Below are 13512 nucleotides of genomic sequence, written 5' to 3' on the forward strand. Positions count from 1 at the left end.
TAAACTTAACTTACTATTCACCCATATTCAACTAATCAACCGCGTACACAGATCAAAACTATGAAAGTATAGGCAAACATTAAACTCATCAATATTTGAGTAACCAAAATCCTCTGTATAAGCTGTTTGAACACTGAATTACAACAAATTTTGTCAACCGACTTTATGTAGAACACCAAAAACATAACCCCTCTCCGCCACCGGAAAGGGGTTAATCATTGCCAAAACTAGCAATCTCTAATAAGCGTCTTGCAACTCGTAGAAATCAGGCGAGATGTAATCCTTCCGCAAAGGCCAACCTACCCAATCTTCCGGCATCAAAATCCGCTTGAGATTTGGGTGTCCTTCGTAGATAATGCCGTACATATCGTAAGACTCGCGCTCTTGCCAATCTGCGGTTTTCCAAATCCAGTACACAGAAGGCACTACGGGGTTTTCTCGTGGTAAGAACACCTTAACTCGGACTTCTTCGGGGCGATCGCTATTATCACCCACTTTAATCAAGTGATACACACTCACCAATTCCTGTCCTGGCCCAAGGTCAACGCCACCTTGAAACTGGAGATAATTAAACCCATAAGCATAAAGGGCTGTAGCAGTGGGAAGCAAAAAATCTGCCGCCACCTTAATTATCTCTACACCATTTTTGTCTGGTGCTAGAAACTCATGGTCAAAACCATTTTCCGTCAACCATTGGGAAATTTTACCCGCTTGTACCAATGACTCTTCTTTCGCTGCTGGTACTGGTTTAGATTCTTCTTCAGCCACGGGTTTGTTCCTCCTTTTGCGCCAATTCTTTCAGCAGTGCAGGTGGTATTGGCATACCGATCGCTTCTGCCAATTCCTTTGGTGGTGCATAGCGAGTTTCTGACTGCAAATACTTACCAGTTAAGATTTCCTCTACTGGCTTCAAATTATGAGTCGTGCTGTAGTAGCGGTGAGTTTGCTTAATTTTATCCCGCTCTTGCATCGATTCATTGGAGATTTTCTTCCGCAGCTTAATAATTGCGTCGATAATTGCTTCTGGACGGGGAGGACAACCAGGCAAATATACATCCACAGGAATCAGTTTATCGACTCCGCGCACTGCTGTAGGGGAATCAACGCTGAACATCCCGCCAGTAATTGTGCAAGCACCCATTGCAATTACATACTTCGGCTCTGGCATTTGTTCATAAAGACGCACCAGTTGAGGGGCCATCTTCATTGTAATAGTCCCTGCCGTAATGATTAAATCGGCTTGGCGGGGGCTAGAACGGGGAATTAGCCCAAAACGGTCAAAGTCAAATCGTGAGCCAATTAAAGCTGCAAACTCAATAAAGCAGCAAGCAGTACCAAATAATAACGGCCACAGACTAGAAAGCCGCGCCCAGTCGTAGAGGTCATCAACCGTCGTCAAAATGACGTTTTCTGAAAGGTCTTGAGTGACATTGGTACGCTCAATGGGGTTGATGATTCGTTCTTTGTCCTGGGTTGTTAAGTTAGAATTCAAGACCATTCCAAAGCTCCTTTACGCCATGCGTAAACTAAAGCGACTACAAGAATTGCAATAAAGACTAGCGCTTCAATAAATGCCAATAGCCCCAAACGGTGGAAAGCTACCGCCCAAGGATACAAGAAAACAGTCTCCACATCAAAGACGACGAAGACCAGAGCAAACATATAGTAGCGGATGTTGAACTGAATCCAGGCTCCCCCGATGGGTTCCATGCCAGATTCATAAGTGGTGCGACGTTCTGGGCTGTAACCACTGGGTCGTAGGAGTTTGGAAGCTGAGAGCGCTAAGGCAGGTACTAGGCTACAGATGATGAAGAAGCCTAGAAGGTACTCGTAACCGCTGAGGACAAACACAATGAGTATCTACCGCTTATGGAGTATTTTAAGTAGTGACTGGGGATTGGGGACTGGCGATTGGGGATTGGGGACTGGGACTGGGAAATTCTTCTGAATTGACAATCCCTCATCTCTAATACGAAATTATTGATTTTTAATTCCCAATCCTCAATCCCTAGTCCCCAATCCCTTCAATTACGTTACTTTCTTTTACATTATATCTGTTTGGTTTTTCTGAAATCTGGGAAACAGATACACTTCAAGTATTTAATTAGCTTTTGATAGTGATAGAAAAGCCTAACAATTATGTCATAATTTTTAACGTATATTTAAGAATTCTCCTCTGCGAGGCCCTAGCCATGAGCGAACCAGCTGTTGAGACTCCAGTGTTAGACCGCTACGAGTGTCGCGCCTGCGGTTATGTTTACGAACCCGAAAAGGGAGATGACAAAGATGATATTCCTTCTGGGACACTCTTTGCAGACCTGCCTGTAAGTTGGCGTTGCCCAGTTTGTAGTGCTAAAAAAACCGCTTTTGCCAACATCGGCCCGGCGGGTACTGCATCCGGCTTCAAAGAAAATCTCGGTTACGGTTTGGGTGTCAACAACCTAACGCCAACCCAAAAGAATATCCTAATTTTTGGCGCTTTGGCTCTTGGCTTCTTGTTTTTTATCAGTCTGTACGGCTTACAGTGACAGCCGTTAAGCAATTAAAAATGACGCTCTCTACGTTCGCGCAGCGTGTCGAAGACAGACGCTAAAAGCGAACACGGACTCGCTAACGCTGCCCTAACAAAATGAAAAACCCAGGATTGCCTAGCATCCTGACTGACGACTTCTACAAAAATTTAGAAACAACTAAGAAATACTGATGCATTCAATTGTAAAAAGCTGGCAACGAATAGCTGCCTTATTCATAGTAGTCGTCATGTGCATAGGTTGTAGCAAAATCCCCTCTGTTAGCTACAATCCCTGGAAAATCATTTCTGTGCCAACAGACTCAAATCTATTGGATATTGCTTTTACTAATAACCCTGAGCATGGCTACTTAGTAGGTAGCAATGCCACCCTATTAGAAACCAATGACAGTGGTAATACCTGGAAACCAATAATTCTGCAACTGGACGATCAGAAGTATCGCTTTGACTCAGTAAGCTTTACAGGTAAAGAAGGCTGGATTGCCGGAGAACCAGGACTGTTACTGCATACTAGCGATGAAGGTGGTTCTTGGTCGCGTATTCCCCTGAGCGAAAAGCTACCAGGTAGCCCGATCGCAATTAAGGCATTAGCAGACAATACAGCTGAAATGGCTACTGATGTGGGAGCCATATATAAAACTACAGACGGCGGCAAAAACTGGAAAGCCCAGGTGGAATCAGCAGTTGGTGTGGTGCGTAACATAGAACGTTCTGTTGATGGTAAATATGTAGCAGTCTCGGCTAAGGGTAGTTTCTACTCAACTTGGGAACCGGGACAAGATGCTTGGGTTCCCCATAACCGCAATAGTTCTCGGCGGGTAGAAAACATGGGCTTTGCTGACAATGGGCAATTGTGGTTGCTAGCTAGAGGAGGTCAAATTCAGTTTAGCGACCCAACTAAACCTGAAGAATGGCAAAAGGCAAAATATCCAGAGTTATCCACCAGTTGGGGTTTACTGGATTTGGCATATCGTACACCTGATGAAATTTGGATCGGTGGCGGTAGCGGTAATTTGCTACGGAGTGGTGACGGTGGCCAAACCTGGGAAAAAGACCGTGAGGTAGAAGAAGTTGCTGCTAATTTGTACAAGATTGTGTTCTTAGAGCCAGAACGCGGATTTATAATTGGCGATCGCGGCGTTTTGCTCAAATATCTCCCAAACCCTGAAGCAGCTTAATGGGTATTAGGTATTGGAGATTGGCTACTGGGTATTGGGTATTGGGAAAACTCGTATCCAGTCCCCAATCCCCAGTACCTATTTCTGAGAAGAACTTTGCAACTTGTAACTCTTTCTTAACTTTGTAGGATAATAAACTCAATAACACTCTATGTATAAGGTAGGGATCTAAATGTCAGGTACCACTGGAGAACGTCCGTTTTCGGACATCATCACTAGCGTTCGTTACTGGGTAATTCACAGCATCACCATTCCAGCATTATTTCTTGCGGGTTGGCTATTTGTGCAAACTGGGCTGGCCTATGATGCTTTTGGTACACCTCGTCCCAATGAGTATTTCACACCAGCGCGGCAAGAAGTGCCAATTGTGAAGAACCGTTTTGAAGCTAAAAAACAAGTTGAACAATTTATTGGAAAGTAGTTTGAAATCATGACTAGCGGCAATAACATCAATCAACCAGTTACCTATCCCATTTTTACCGTTAGATGGCTGGCAGTACACACATTAGGTGTACCAACTGTATTCTTTTTAGGCGCGATCGCCGCAATGCAATTTATTCACCGTTAGGAGCAATTATGGCAGAAAGATCGCCTAATCCCAATAATCAGCCGGTTGAACTAAACCGGACTTCGCTATACCTGGGACTACTACTAGTTTTCGTTCTGGGGATTCTGTTTTCTAGTTACTTCTTTAACTAACTGGAACCACTGTTGTTAATTTCTGTTTATTGAACCTGTGTTGATTTGTTGTTAAGGGAGGAGAAAAGCTGTGTCTGGAAGTGGGAGAATTCCCCTGTGGGTCGTCGCTACGATCGCAGGTTTAGGTATAATTACAGTCTTGGGCATTTTCTTTTATGGTGCCTATGCCGGACTCGGTTCTTCGATTTAACATTAGTTAGTTTGAACCGAACACTCACTATAAGTTAGATTTTTCTAGCATCTGTTGAGAAATCAACGTTAAAAAAAACCGCCTGTCTCTATGAGATAGGCGGTATTAATTTTTACCATTAGTCATTTGTCATTTGTCATTTGTTTTTTGCAAATGACTCATGACTAAATCAGCTGATATCGTCGCTTTCAATGTATAAAAACAGAAATGCGAAGGTTATAGCTGGCAAAACCCAACCAATGATGGGAACGAAGATAGAAGGCAAAAAGGAAGCTGCCATAGTAAAGGTTCCTGTTAAATAACACTACAATTCAAAATGAGCTTACTGCAAATTCTGCCAAAATTTTTGAAATTCTAAAGATTTTTAACACAGGGGAGATGAGGAAGAGGATCGCGCTCTGTTCGGTGTGTGTAGCTTGCCGCCCCTAAACCTCTTAATCTAAAATTTTTATGAGTGAATTCAGTGACAGTTATCACCTCTTAGCCTCAAATATAAAAGATGCCAAGTCTTTAATTCGGCAGTCAAACCGTTATGGAATGGTTATTCCCAGTTCAGGGAAATACATTCCCTTTATCGTGGAGGGACTAGAAGAGGCGGGTGGGCCAATTGAGCGGCTTGTTCAGCACAATACCCAACTTCTGATTCACTATGCGTATGCTGGAGACTACGGTTGTTGGGTCAAATTCTTCGACAAAGATATAGAATTGGCTTACCTCTCCTATCAACCAGGAGATAATCTGTTGTTCAAAAAACTTGCAGCACCTTTAAATAATTTGGTCAGTCGAGCAATCATCAATGAATCTACTGCATCTAGTTTGCAAGCCCTAGCAACCGATTTAGTTGTTGAGGAAATCGGGTCTAAAATTGCGGGAGTCTTAGGTTTACAGCACGTTTCCTGGTTAAGCTGTACTGATTTAACCTACCAGAGCAAAAAAAACCTTCAGAAACGATTTTCAGGTGCTGAGTTCGTCAATGTTTCTAAACGAGGTCAGATTGAAACTCCTGCACAGTGTATCCCAAATGAATGGTGTTCAGAACCAGACCAGCCATCATTTATGTACCTTCCTCTGCCAAGTGTGTTACTGACAGTGGAACAAGAAGCTATGGTCAATCGGCATTTTCAATATTGGACTAAATTTGGTGACTATGATAATGAGACCCAACAAGGGTTTTGGATGTACGAACTCTACCAGATGTATCTGCCATCACGATATCGATATCTCTGTGACCGACTGATGAACTTGTTGTATACAGAGCCTACCAAACTTTTGGAGATTCTTCGTGCAATCATTAAGCTGATAGACACAGACTTAAACTGGGAAGAATATCTTCGTGGTTTCTAAAACTGATTAGTACTGTGGTAATAGACCTTCTGGATCAAGCTGTTGGTAATACTCATTAGGTTGAAAGTATAACAACCGCGCCCCATCTGCTTCTAGCTGTTCCTGTTGGGTATATGCTTGGTAAACTAGTGGTTTTTCTAAGTGCCAATAAGAATCAGGTTTGCTCAGTAGCTGTTCTAGTGCTTCACTTGTAAGTCTGTTTTCGCTTTGTCTAGAATACTCCAATTCAATCCAAGCATTGGGATCTTGTTTTACCTGTGCCTCTAATTCTTTCACACTTTGTTTTTGAGATTCCGAAACTGAGAGTCTTGTTGTAGCGACGATTTTCTCTGGTAAAGCTAACAGGGAAAACTCGACACGTTCACTTTTTTTAGTGATTTGTTCCTCGTAAAACATCTCTTCTAATTCTGCATCAACTTTACCAGTGATATGAATATGACCTTGAGCATCTGTTTCTAGCAAAACTCCATAATCAGTTTGGTATACGCCTAAATGAAAAGCATTACAGCCAATTTGCATTGCTAATCTTGATATTCTTGGAAGGCATACGCCCCTAGCTCTACGGCATAAAAGTTCAGCAGGCGAAGTCTTAATTATTGTCCATCCTAATTTCCCAACAAACAAACCAACAATCCATAAGTCCCATGCTGTCAGATAAGAACGATCTCGTAACTCTGCATCTGACAGAAGCTGTGGAGGCAAAGGGATACGATGACAATTTTCCTGTTGAAAAATCTGAGTTAGAGCTAGTTCAATCGCATCTAAATTTTTACAAAGAACACAAGTTGTATAATTCCAGTAATTGAATTTCATCAACTATGAATCTATAGCTTTTCTAAGTTTTATGTTCCAATGATTCTGATACATCGAGAGCATGAATTTAGACGATTTGACCGCTTTTAACTATCAATGCGACTGGTCATCCCCTCCCAAGGCTAAAGCTACTACGCCTGCCAACCCCGTGGTAGGAAGAGGTGCTTTCAGAACAGCTTTGGAAACTCCCATATTGGCTAGAATATACCTAATTGTATTTGGCAGATTCCACAAGTTATTACTAGTATTCGAGCCAGCAGAATAGCGTTCTCCTTCGCGCTCAAAGCTATCCCAAAACTGAAGACAAGCTTTTAGCATGGGTTGGTATCGTGTAGACCGCCATTTCTCCGGGGGGTCAAACCACATTGCACTTTGATAAGCTATAAGACCAAGTACCCCCCATTCAGTTTGTAGCGAAGCATTGAAAATTTCCTCCACCATGTCGGCATTCAGCCGACCATCAAACTGTATTTGGTAATGAAGAAGATAGCAATGAAAATGTGGTTGACCACCGAGCAATGGACTGGGGCCTTCAAGCACTAGCATACCAGGTTGAGTTGCAGTATCAACAGTGTCATCAGCACCTATAGCATCATTCAATGCCTCACCACGGGCAAGCTTCGTAACAAGCCGACGACAACGGGGCTTAACGTCTCTATAAAGACCATAGAACGAAGAGGGAATATGCACTGTTTTCCTCCCAGGATAAACGCATCTAAAATTTCCCAAAAAAATGAACATCTTGTAGATAAGTTGCTGTAAAAACTGGAAGTGATAGAAACCCCTGTCGAGTAAAATTTAAAGTCTTGGCAGTCAGTAAATTTCATAATGTAGATTCAAAATTAGTGCTTGAAGCAGCAGGACTTAGTGTGAAACCAAACTTCGACAGCTAAATAGCGATCGCACTTTTACCAAAACCTCCCCATACCACCTCACATACCCAGGAGTTCATCTAGCTGCAAGTTTGGCAAGTCTGGAGGAATCACAGTCCGAACTATTGTGACTTTGTGACTTTCTTGTAGGGTTGTCAGATCGAGTGCGATCGCTTCTATACGAATTTCCAAACAGCCAAAGGGAATCTTTAATTGGGTCATTACTTCCAATTCTCCCAATACATTAGGTTGTAAATTTGTCAACAAATGGGGGCCATCTAGTAGCCAGCGAGTTTGACAGTCTTCAACCCATAACTTCACAACTACTTGGGGAGGTACTTCAGGCAGTACTACCCGCGCAATGATAAATTTGTCGGCGATTAGTTCACCTTCTGGTACATGTAGTTGCGGAATTGGCAAAGGCTCAATCGCTGCCGCACTTATGGGCAGAGAAGGGGATAAACCTAACAATGGTTGCTTCTCTTCTTCCAAGGAGTAACTATTCGTCGCATCGGCTTCCAGTTCACTATCTGTATCATCTACAACGATTTCTTGCGCCAACCAAGCTGACGCTATATTTACTTTTATCGGAGGAGGGGGAGGTGGTAGTTGTCTTACCAGAGCCGTTGAAAGTGTTGGTTCAGATACTTTTTCTACTACAGTATCTTCCACTGCCTCTAGATCGGTTTCCTTTGCTGTGTCTGCGTCTTCCTCAAAATTCCCAAGCTCAAAAACCGACTCTTGGCTTTCTTCCAACGTCCCTGTGGCATCATTGAGGCTTAATGGCAAGTTGACATCAACATTGGGAGTTCCAGCACTCAGAAAAAGCTGAGTCTGCTGGACTGGAACATAGCGATCGTATTCTTTAGGTTCTGGTTCATTGATGGATTCAGGCAAAGAGTATCCTTGGCTCTGCATCCACTTCCTGAGTAGGGGAGATGAGTAAAGGTTGCCTGTTGTAATGAATTGTGCATTTGACTGGGTTTCTACCTCAGCAACAGGTTCTTCCTGGAATTGTTCATTTGACTGGGTTTCTACCTCAGCAATAGGTTCTTCCTCGGATTGTACATTTGGCTGGGTTTCTACCTCAGCAACAGATTCTTTCTGAGATGGTGCATCATCTAGTACTAATTCTGGTATCTTTTCATCTTCAGCTACAATTGCGTCCAACGGCAAAAAGTCTTCAGCCGCTTGAACTTCCAATACATCTGAAGGGACATTATTTTTTACTTCTTCTTCTGCATCACCCGCCAAAGCTTTTACCCGTCTCAAATATGGAAAAGTAGTATCGAGTTTTGGCATTCGACGTTGCTTGATGACCAACTGCTCCAAATTGATGGCAGCTATAGTAGCATCTTTTTCTAGAAGCTCCTCTTCTGTAGTGGGTTCTGCAACAACGTCTGTGGGAGGATTGGCATTAATTTGAATCGGAGGCAGTTTCGGCAATTGAGGCGAAGTACCTGAATTTTTTAAATTAGATGTCCGCAGGGTGGTTTCTCGCAGAACTTGCAGGTTAATTTGCGGAGGTAGGGGTGTATTTGGAGATGGATTGAGTATCAGAGACTGATCTGTTTTTGGAATCTTGACCAGATTGAATAGTTTTAAATCGATCCTCACAGCGGCCTCCGGCTCGGTGAAAGTATCAGATGAGTCCGATGGTATGGGGTCATTTAAGGATGTACTAGGTTTTGCTGCGGCTGTGATTGCCAGTAATTCTGTTACATCTGCTGTAATGGTGAAGGACTGGCTGGCTAACCGGATGATTTCACCAACATCGGTGAATAGACCATACAGACTGATATCTGCCAAAATTAATTTCGATTCAAAGTCAGCAGGAATATCAATTGAGGTATTGATGGTGAAGGGCAATTCCTGGTCTGGTAAGGATTGCCGTACCTTGGTAAAGATTTTCGACTCAAGGGGCGATCGCAGTTCAATTCCTAGTTCAAGCGCCTGCAAGCTTTTTGGGGATGATGTTTCAGCCCGATCTAGATTTTTCTTTTCTTTAAGTTCTATGTGCCCATTGATTGTAAGAGCTTGTCCCCAAGCAGCAATGTAAGTATCTCGATCTAAAGTTAACAATAATGGTGGTTCTGTTACTAGAGAATCTTCTTCTATTTCATCTTTCAGAAACGATTCAGAAGTGGGTAAAGCTAAATCTATTAAATTTTGTAAAATTTGCTCTGCTGTCTCACCTTTAAGCCATACAGGACTCACAGGCTCATCGATAACTATATTTTCATCTTCTTCCGTTTTATCTGGAACAACTGTAATAACTGCCAACTCTGCCGAAACTGCGATCGCATTATCTAAAGCAATTACAGGTTCTGCTGGGGCAATATCCAAGTTTCCTTCATCTGGAACAACTGTAAGAACTGCCAATTCTGCCGAAACTGCGATCGCATTATCTAAAGCAATTACAGGTTCTGCTGGGGCAATATCTAAGTTTCCTTCATCTGGAACAACTGTAAGAACTGCCAATTCTGCCGAAACTGCGATCGCATTATCTAAAGCAATTACAGGTTCTGCTGGGGCAATATCTAAGTTTCCTCGATCTGGAACAACTGTAAGAACTGCCAATTCTGCCGAAACTGCGATCGCATTATCTAAAGCAATTACAGGTTCTGCTGGGGTAGTGGATTTTAAGCTTTTAAAAATAGTATCTTGGCGATCGGGTGAATTTGATTCTACATTCTCCCCTTGCTCCACTTCTTCTTCCTGGGATAATACTCGAAGCTGAACGCTGTATTGCCAAGATTTACCAAGTAGATCCGACATCAAATCGCCATTACAGCGCAACTCCCAAACTCCCGCATCAAAGTGGGTAAAAGGAATTACCGCCATTAAGCCTTCTGAATTAGTGCGACGCGATCGCTTGAAAATTCGCCGCGTTGGTTGAACTTCCTGGGTTGAAGAGTGAGTTACCCGCACTTCCACATCTGTATTAGGAAGGCTAGAACGAGCTAAAACTCTATACTGCCCTTCCGAAATTGCCAAATTTGGCGATTCTAGGATATGCCACGAGCGATCGCCTTGCTTCTGTATCAGAAATTGCCAGTGTTCCATTGTGAGTGATGCCCAGACCGACGAGCTGCTGAGTAATATTGTGTATTAACTTGCTTGCAAGTTTACCCCAGTATTTTGCAAATGCACCCCTTAAATGGCTATCTAGTTAACTCAGCTTTACTTACTTGACTTCTAACCCTTTAACTAATCGCATCAAGAGACTTTCAACGGATTGCTGTGGTGCTTGTGGGTAAAGCTTTTGTTGCTCCCTAAATATTAACTTTGACAGTATCCATTGCTAAATTAACGTGGATGCAATAGATACCGTTGGCTGTCTCTGCTCAACTTAGCGCGAATATTTTTGTATTATTTTTTACTACAATGTCCAATTTGCAATAGACACAACATACAATAAAAAATTAAGATTCACTTGACAAGTGTTACTTAATTGTGGTTTTCCAGATTTTTGTTAAAAGGTAGGATGTGGTTCTTAAGTGTCCTGTGCGATCGCTAATTACAAACTTAACCGCGCAGCACCCACACAACCTTACAAAAGCGGTTCAAGGATGTATCCTCACCTGAGTGAAATGTGGGTGACAATAAGGATTTACAGGAGGGATTCGATGCTAGTCATTTTAATGGACGAGCAAATCCTTGCCCCTGAGCAAGTTTGCCAGTCTTGTTTACTCGCTGACAGGAGCGGTCAACCCCGTTGGCGTGGAGGTGAACTACGCTGTGGTCAAGCCATTCATAAACTTACTCAACAGCAGCCAGACCAGTATGAATGCATGATGGGCTTTCTCATCGCCCATATAGAATAGTTTAATTTACCAGCAAGACCAAGCAACTGCGTTATCCTAAGCTCAAGTAACTATAGAAATTTAACCACAGGAGAACGCATAATGTCTTGGCGCGGGTCTACAACGGTTTCAGATCGGATTTTTGCTTGCTTGCCTTATTTGCTGCCTCTAATTGAGGTTTTTGTATTTGGTAGATATTTGTTCTCAGACTTTCCACCACTACAACTACTGTTTCTGCCACTTATACCATTGTTGAAAATTTACTACGGTGTGCGTTATGCAGGAATGATTATTTTCTTTGCTTTATTTTTGCTGGTAGTCAGAAACGAAAAAATTAGTCACTTTATTCGTTTTAACACCATGCAAGCAATCCTTTTGGACATCATTATCTTTTTGTTTAACATCCTCACCGATGTTGTGGGACTAATTCCCGTTGGTGGTTTTGCAATTCAAACCCTATCCACAACGATTTTTATCGGCATAGTGGGAGCAGTTGCATATTCCGTCATCCAGTCTGTAAGTGGGCGTTATGCGGAAATCCCGGCGATTTCCGATGCAGTGTATATGCAAGTGCGCTAGTTGTTAACGGGTCGCTACGGTGTTTTCCAGGCGACCAATACCTTCAATTTCGACGCGGACGCGATCGCCTGGATGCAATGGACTTACCCCCTCTGGTGTACCTGTAAGGATCAAATCACCGGGTAGTAGCGTCATAACCTGGCTAATGTAGGAAACTATCACATCGGGGGAAAAAACCATCTGATCGATACAGGCAGATTGGACTGGGTTAGGGTCATCATTCACAAAAGTCTGCAATCTCGCTCCTGGATTTAACTCCCGCACAATCCAAGGGCCCAAGGGACAGAAAGTATCAAAACCTTTGGCTCGCGTCCATTGACCATCCAGTTTTTGTAAATCCCGCGCTGTTACGTCATTGGCGATGGTGTAGCCCCAAATTTTGGTTTGGGCTACCTCTGGTGTACATTCAAAAGCATAATCGCCAATTATTAAAGCTAACTCTCCTTCGTAGTCAACTCTTTGTGACTGGCGAGGATACTTAATTTCCTTCTCAGATGGAATAATAGTCGTGGGTGGTTTGAGAAAGATTAGTGGCTCAGAAGGTACTGAAGTTCCCATTTCGGCAGCATGGTCTGCATAATTCTTACCCACCGCCACAATTTTTGAAGGAGCGCAAGGAGCCAGAATTTGGTAATTTTCTGGTGTCAAAGTTAGATCGGTGGGTTGTCCTTGTAACCAGGGCGGAGCATCTAACACCTGCACGTTCAGGGATAGTTGTAGTATCCCATAGTAAATCTGTCCTTCTTGATTTTGAATTCGCACATAGCGCTGCGCCATAACCTTGATGAATATCCTTTTATCTGCAATTAGAAACAGTCAGTGAGTAGCAATTCTCAGTTAGTTTTCATTAGGGACATCCAAAAAATCCAAACTTTGGCGATTTGGCTAATGAAACAAAATTGAAAACTGGTAAGATTATAGTTCCTTGTTGCTTCCGATGTTGATTAATACTGGTATTTTAAATTTAAATCAGGTATAAATTAAAATCAGCAACCGTTTTTGTCCATAAGGAAACTGGAAAATATGACTACAAATTACGAAACAATGTACATCCTGCGTCCTGACCTGGGAGACGAACAGGCAGAGCAAGCAATTGCTAAATATCAGAATTTGCTTCGCGATCAAGGCGCTGAGGATATCCAAATTCAAAATCGCGGTAAGCGTCGTCTAGCTTATGAAATCAAAAAACACCGCGATGGGATTTATATCCAGTTAAACTACACTGCGCCTGCAACTGCGATCGCTCCTTTTGAACGCGCCATGCGTTTGAGTGAAGAAGTGATTCGCTATTTGACAGTTAAGCAGGATATCGCAGAGGAAAAACCTCCTAAAGAGGAAAAGGAAAAGCCCACTAAAGTAGCTGCAACCGTCTAAGACTTAGGAGCAGGGGTAGGGAGCAGGGGGACAAGGGGGAATTATTTAAGAAGTTTCTTCTCCAATTCCCAATTCCCATTCAGTAAAATTTTGTCTTTTTCTTTTTGCGTGACTTATTTGGGAATGC

Annotated in this window: 18 protein-coding genes; 10 read left to right on the forward strand and 8 right to left on the reverse strand. The window is 42.7% G+C overall.

Annotation, left to right across the window (positions count from 1 at the left end):
* Positions 1–237: 237 nt before the first annotated feature.
* Genes CDG79_RS01230 through ndhC form a run of 3 tightly spaced genes read right to left on the reverse strand, consistent with a single transcriptional unit; the run spans position 238 to position 1851 of the window.
* Complete coding sequence (locus CDG79_RS01230) at positions 238–768, reverse strand: NAD(P)H-quinone oxidoreductase subunit J (RefSeq protein ID WP_094339816.1); 531 nt, start codon at positions 766–768, stop codon at positions 238–240.
* On the reverse strand, positions 761–1498 hold the full coding sequence (gene ndhK / locus CDG79_RS01235; RefSeq protein WP_094339818.1) for a photosynthetic/respiratory NAD(P)H-quinone oxidoreductase subunit K: 738 nt from the start codon (positions 1496–1498) through the stop codon (positions 761–763). Before ndhK ends, CDG79_RS01230 begins: the two co-directional genes overlap by 8 nt.
* The gene (ndhC, locus tag CDG79_RS01240; RefSeq protein WP_094333328.1) at positions 1489–1851 is read right to left on the reverse strand and encodes a photosynthetic/respiratory NAD(P)H-quinone oxidoreductase subunit C; all 363 of its coding nucleotides are present in this window, start codon (positions 1849–1851) and stop codon (positions 1489–1491) included. The genes ndhK and ndhC overlap by 10 nt, the downstream gene beginning before the upstream one ends.
* Positions 1852–2192: 341 nt before the next feature.
* Here ndhC and CDG79_RS01245 point away from each other — a divergent pair, with 341 nt between their 5' ends.
* From CDG79_RS01245 to CDG79_RS01270, 6 genes are all read left to right on the forward strand, one after another.
* Entirely contained in the window at positions 2193–2528 is a 336-nt protein-coding gene (locus CDG79_RS01245; RefSeq protein ID WP_094339820.1) for a rubredoxin, read from the forward strand.
* 175 nt (positions 2529–2703) lie between these two features.
* Positions 2704–3708, forward strand: a complete 1005-nt coding sequence (locus tag CDG79_RS01250) for a photosynthesis system II assembly factor Ycf48 (RefSeq protein ID WP_094339822.1) — start codon at positions 2704–2706, stop codon at positions 3706–3708.
* A gap of 172 nt (positions 3709–3880) precedes the next feature.
* The gene (gene psbE / locus CDG79_RS01255) at positions 3881–4129 is read left to right on the forward strand and encodes a cytochrome b559 subunit alpha (RefSeq protein WP_094339825.1); all 249 of its coding nucleotides are present in this window, start codon (positions 3881–3883) and stop codon (positions 4127–4129) included.
* Positions 4130–4138: 9 nt separating this feature from the next.
* Positions 4139–4276 carry a cytochrome b559 subunit beta gene (gene psbF / locus CDG79_RS01260; protein WP_012411801.1) on the forward strand — a complete coding sequence of 46 codons (138 nt, stop codon included), beginning with the start codon at positions 4139–4141 and terminating at the stop codon, positions 4274–4276.
* An 8-nt stretch (positions 4277–4284) separates the two neighbouring features.
* On the forward strand, positions 4285–4407 hold the full coding sequence (locus CDG79_RS01265) for a photosystem II reaction center protein L (RefSeq protein ID WP_094332364.1): 123 nt from the start codon (positions 4285–4287) through the stop codon (positions 4405–4407).
* Between the two features lie 70 nt (positions 4408–4477).
* Positions 4478–4597: a photosystem II reaction center protein J gene (locus CDG79_RS01270; RefSeq protein ID WP_012411803.1), complete on the forward strand. Its 120-nt coding sequence runs from the start codon at positions 4478–4480 to the stop codon at positions 4595–4597.
* Positions 4598–4766: 169 nt separating this feature from the next.
* On the opposite strand, the gene CDG79_RS01275 is transcribed toward CDG79_RS01270, so the two are convergent.
* Positions 4767–4877, reverse strand: a complete 111-nt coding sequence (locus CDG79_RS01275; protein ID WP_084227157.1) for a photosystem I reaction center subunit VIII — start codon at positions 4875–4877, stop codon at positions 4767–4769.
* A gap of 170 nt (positions 4878–5047) precedes the next feature.
* Between CDG79_RS01275 and CDG79_RS01280 the strand changes: the two genes are divergently transcribed.
* Positions 5048–5941 carry a hypothetical protein gene (locus tag CDG79_RS01280; protein WP_094339827.1) on the forward strand — a complete coding sequence of 298 codons (894 nt, stop codon included), beginning with the start codon at positions 5048–5050 and terminating at the stop codon, positions 5939–5941.
* A gap of 6 nt (positions 5942–5947) precedes the next feature.
* Here CDG79_RS01280 and CDG79_RS01285 read toward each other — a convergent pair whose 3' ends face one another.
* The 3 genes from CDG79_RS01285 to CDG79_RS43320 all read right to left on the reverse strand — a co-directional run bounded on the left by CDG79_RS01285 (position 5948) and on the right by CDG79_RS43320 (position 10692).
* Positions 5948–6754, reverse strand: coding sequence for a hypothetical protein (locus tag CDG79_RS01285; protein WP_094339830.1), 807 nt, complete (start codon positions 6752–6754; stop codon positions 5948–5950).
* A 93-nt stretch (positions 6755–6847) separates the two neighbouring features.
* Positions 6848–7444 (reverse strand): hypothetical protein, encoded by a 597-nt coding sequence (locus tag CDG79_RS01290; RefSeq protein ID WP_143855390.1) that lies wholly within the window; start codon positions 7442–7444, stop codon positions 6848–6850.
* 242 nt (positions 7445–7686) lie between these two features.
* The gene (locus tag CDG79_RS43320; RefSeq protein WP_223277968.1) at positions 7687–10692 is read right to left on the reverse strand and encodes a hypothetical protein; all 3006 of its coding nucleotides are present in this window, start codon (positions 10690–10692) and stop codon (positions 7687–7689) included.
* Positions 10693–11255: 563 nt separating this feature from the next.
* Here CDG79_RS43320 and CDG79_RS01300 point away from each other — a divergent pair.
* Positions 11256–11453 carry a hypothetical protein gene (locus CDG79_RS01300; RefSeq protein WP_094332363.1) on the forward strand — a complete coding sequence of 66 codons (198 nt, stop codon included), beginning with the start codon at positions 11256–11258 and terminating at the stop codon, positions 11451–11453.
* Positions 11454–11534: 81 nt separating this feature from the next.
* Complete coding sequence (locus CDG79_RS01305; RefSeq protein WP_094332362.1) at positions 11535–12011, forward strand: Tic20 family protein; 477 nt, start codon at positions 11535–11537, stop codon at positions 12009–12011.
* A 3-nt stretch (positions 12012–12014) separates the two neighbouring features.
* Here CDG79_RS01305 and CDG79_RS01310 read toward each other — a convergent pair whose 3' ends face one another.
* Positions 12015–12788 carry a fumarylacetoacetate hydrolase family protein gene (locus tag CDG79_RS01310; RefSeq protein ID WP_094339834.1) on the reverse strand — a complete coding sequence of 258 codons (774 nt, stop codon included), beginning with the start codon at positions 12786–12788 and terminating at the stop codon, positions 12015–12017.
* Positions 12789–13034: 246 nt separating this feature from the next.
* Between CDG79_RS01310 and rpsF the strand changes: the two genes are divergently transcribed.
* The gene (gene rpsF / locus CDG79_RS01315) at positions 13035–13385 is read left to right on the forward strand and encodes a 30S ribosomal protein S6 (protein ID WP_094339837.1); all 351 of its coding nucleotides are present in this window, start codon (positions 13035–13037) and stop codon (positions 13383–13385) included.
* Positions 13386–13512 lie beyond the last annotated feature (127 nt).

It is taken from the genome of Nostoc sp. 'Peltigera membranacea cyanobiont' 232 (assembly GCF_002245985.1).
Lineage (GTDB): Bacteria > Cyanobacteriota > Cyanobacteriia > Cyanobacteriales > Nostocaceae > Nostoc.

What these genes read in the sequence shown, in the direction of transcription:
- ndhK (WP_094339818.1), bottom strand. Translation starts at nt 1,498, where the DNA reads ATGGTCTTGAATTCTAACTTAACAACCCAGGACAAAGAACGAATCATC.
- CDG79_RS01245 (WP_094339820.1), top strand. Translation starts at nt 2,193, where the DNA reads ATGAGCGAACCAGCTGTTGAGACTCCAGTGTTAGACCGCTACGAGTGT.
- CDG79_RS01250 (WP_094339822.1), top strand. Translation starts at nt 2,704, where the DNA reads ATGCATTCAATTGTAAAAAGCTGGCAACGAATAGCTGCCTTATTCATA.
- psbE (WP_094339825.1), top strand. Translation starts at nt 3,881, where the DNA reads ATGTCAGGTACCACTGGAGAACGTCCGTTTTCGGACATCATCACTAGC.
- psbF (WP_012411801.1), top strand. Translation starts at nt 4,139, where the DNA reads ATGACTAGCGGCAATAACATCAATCAACCAGTTACCTATCCCATTTTT.
- CDG79_RS01265 (WP_094332364.1), top strand. Translation starts at nt 4,285, where the DNA reads ATGGCAGAAAGATCGCCTAATCCCAATAATCAGCCGGTTGAACTAAAC.
- CDG79_RS01275 (WP_084227157.1), bottom strand. Translation starts at nt 4,877, where the DNA reads ATGGCAGCTTCCTTTTTGCCTTCTATCTTCGTTCCCATCATTGGTTGG.
- CDG79_RS01280 (WP_094339827.1), top strand. Translation starts at nt 5,048, where the DNA reads ATGAGTGAATTCAGTGACAGTTATCACCTCTTAGCCTCAAATATAAAA.
- CDG79_RS01285 (WP_094339830.1), bottom strand. Translation starts at nt 6,754, where the DNA reads ATGAAATTCAATTACTGGAATTATACAACTTGTGTTCTTTGTAAAAAT.
- CDG79_RS43320 (WP_223277968.1), bottom strand. Translation starts at nt 10,692, where the DNA reads ATGGAACACTGGCAATTTCTGATACAGAAGCAAGGCGATCGCTCGTGG.
- CDG79_RS01300 (WP_094332363.1), top strand. Translation starts at nt 11,256, where the DNA reads ATGCTAGTCATTTTAATGGACGAGCAAATCCTTGCCCCTGAGCAAGTT.
- CDG79_RS01305 (WP_094332362.1), top strand. Translation starts at nt 11,535, where the DNA reads ATGTCTTGGCGCGGGTCTACAACGGTTTCAGATCGGATTTTTGCTTGC.
- CDG79_RS01310 (WP_094339834.1), bottom strand. Translation starts at nt 12,788, where the DNA reads ATGGCGCAGCGCTATGTGCGAATTCAAAATCAAGAAGGACAGATTTAC.
- rpsF (WP_094339837.1), top strand. Translation starts at nt 13,035, where the DNA reads ATGACTACAAATTACGAAACAATGTACATCCTGCGTCCTGACCTGGGA.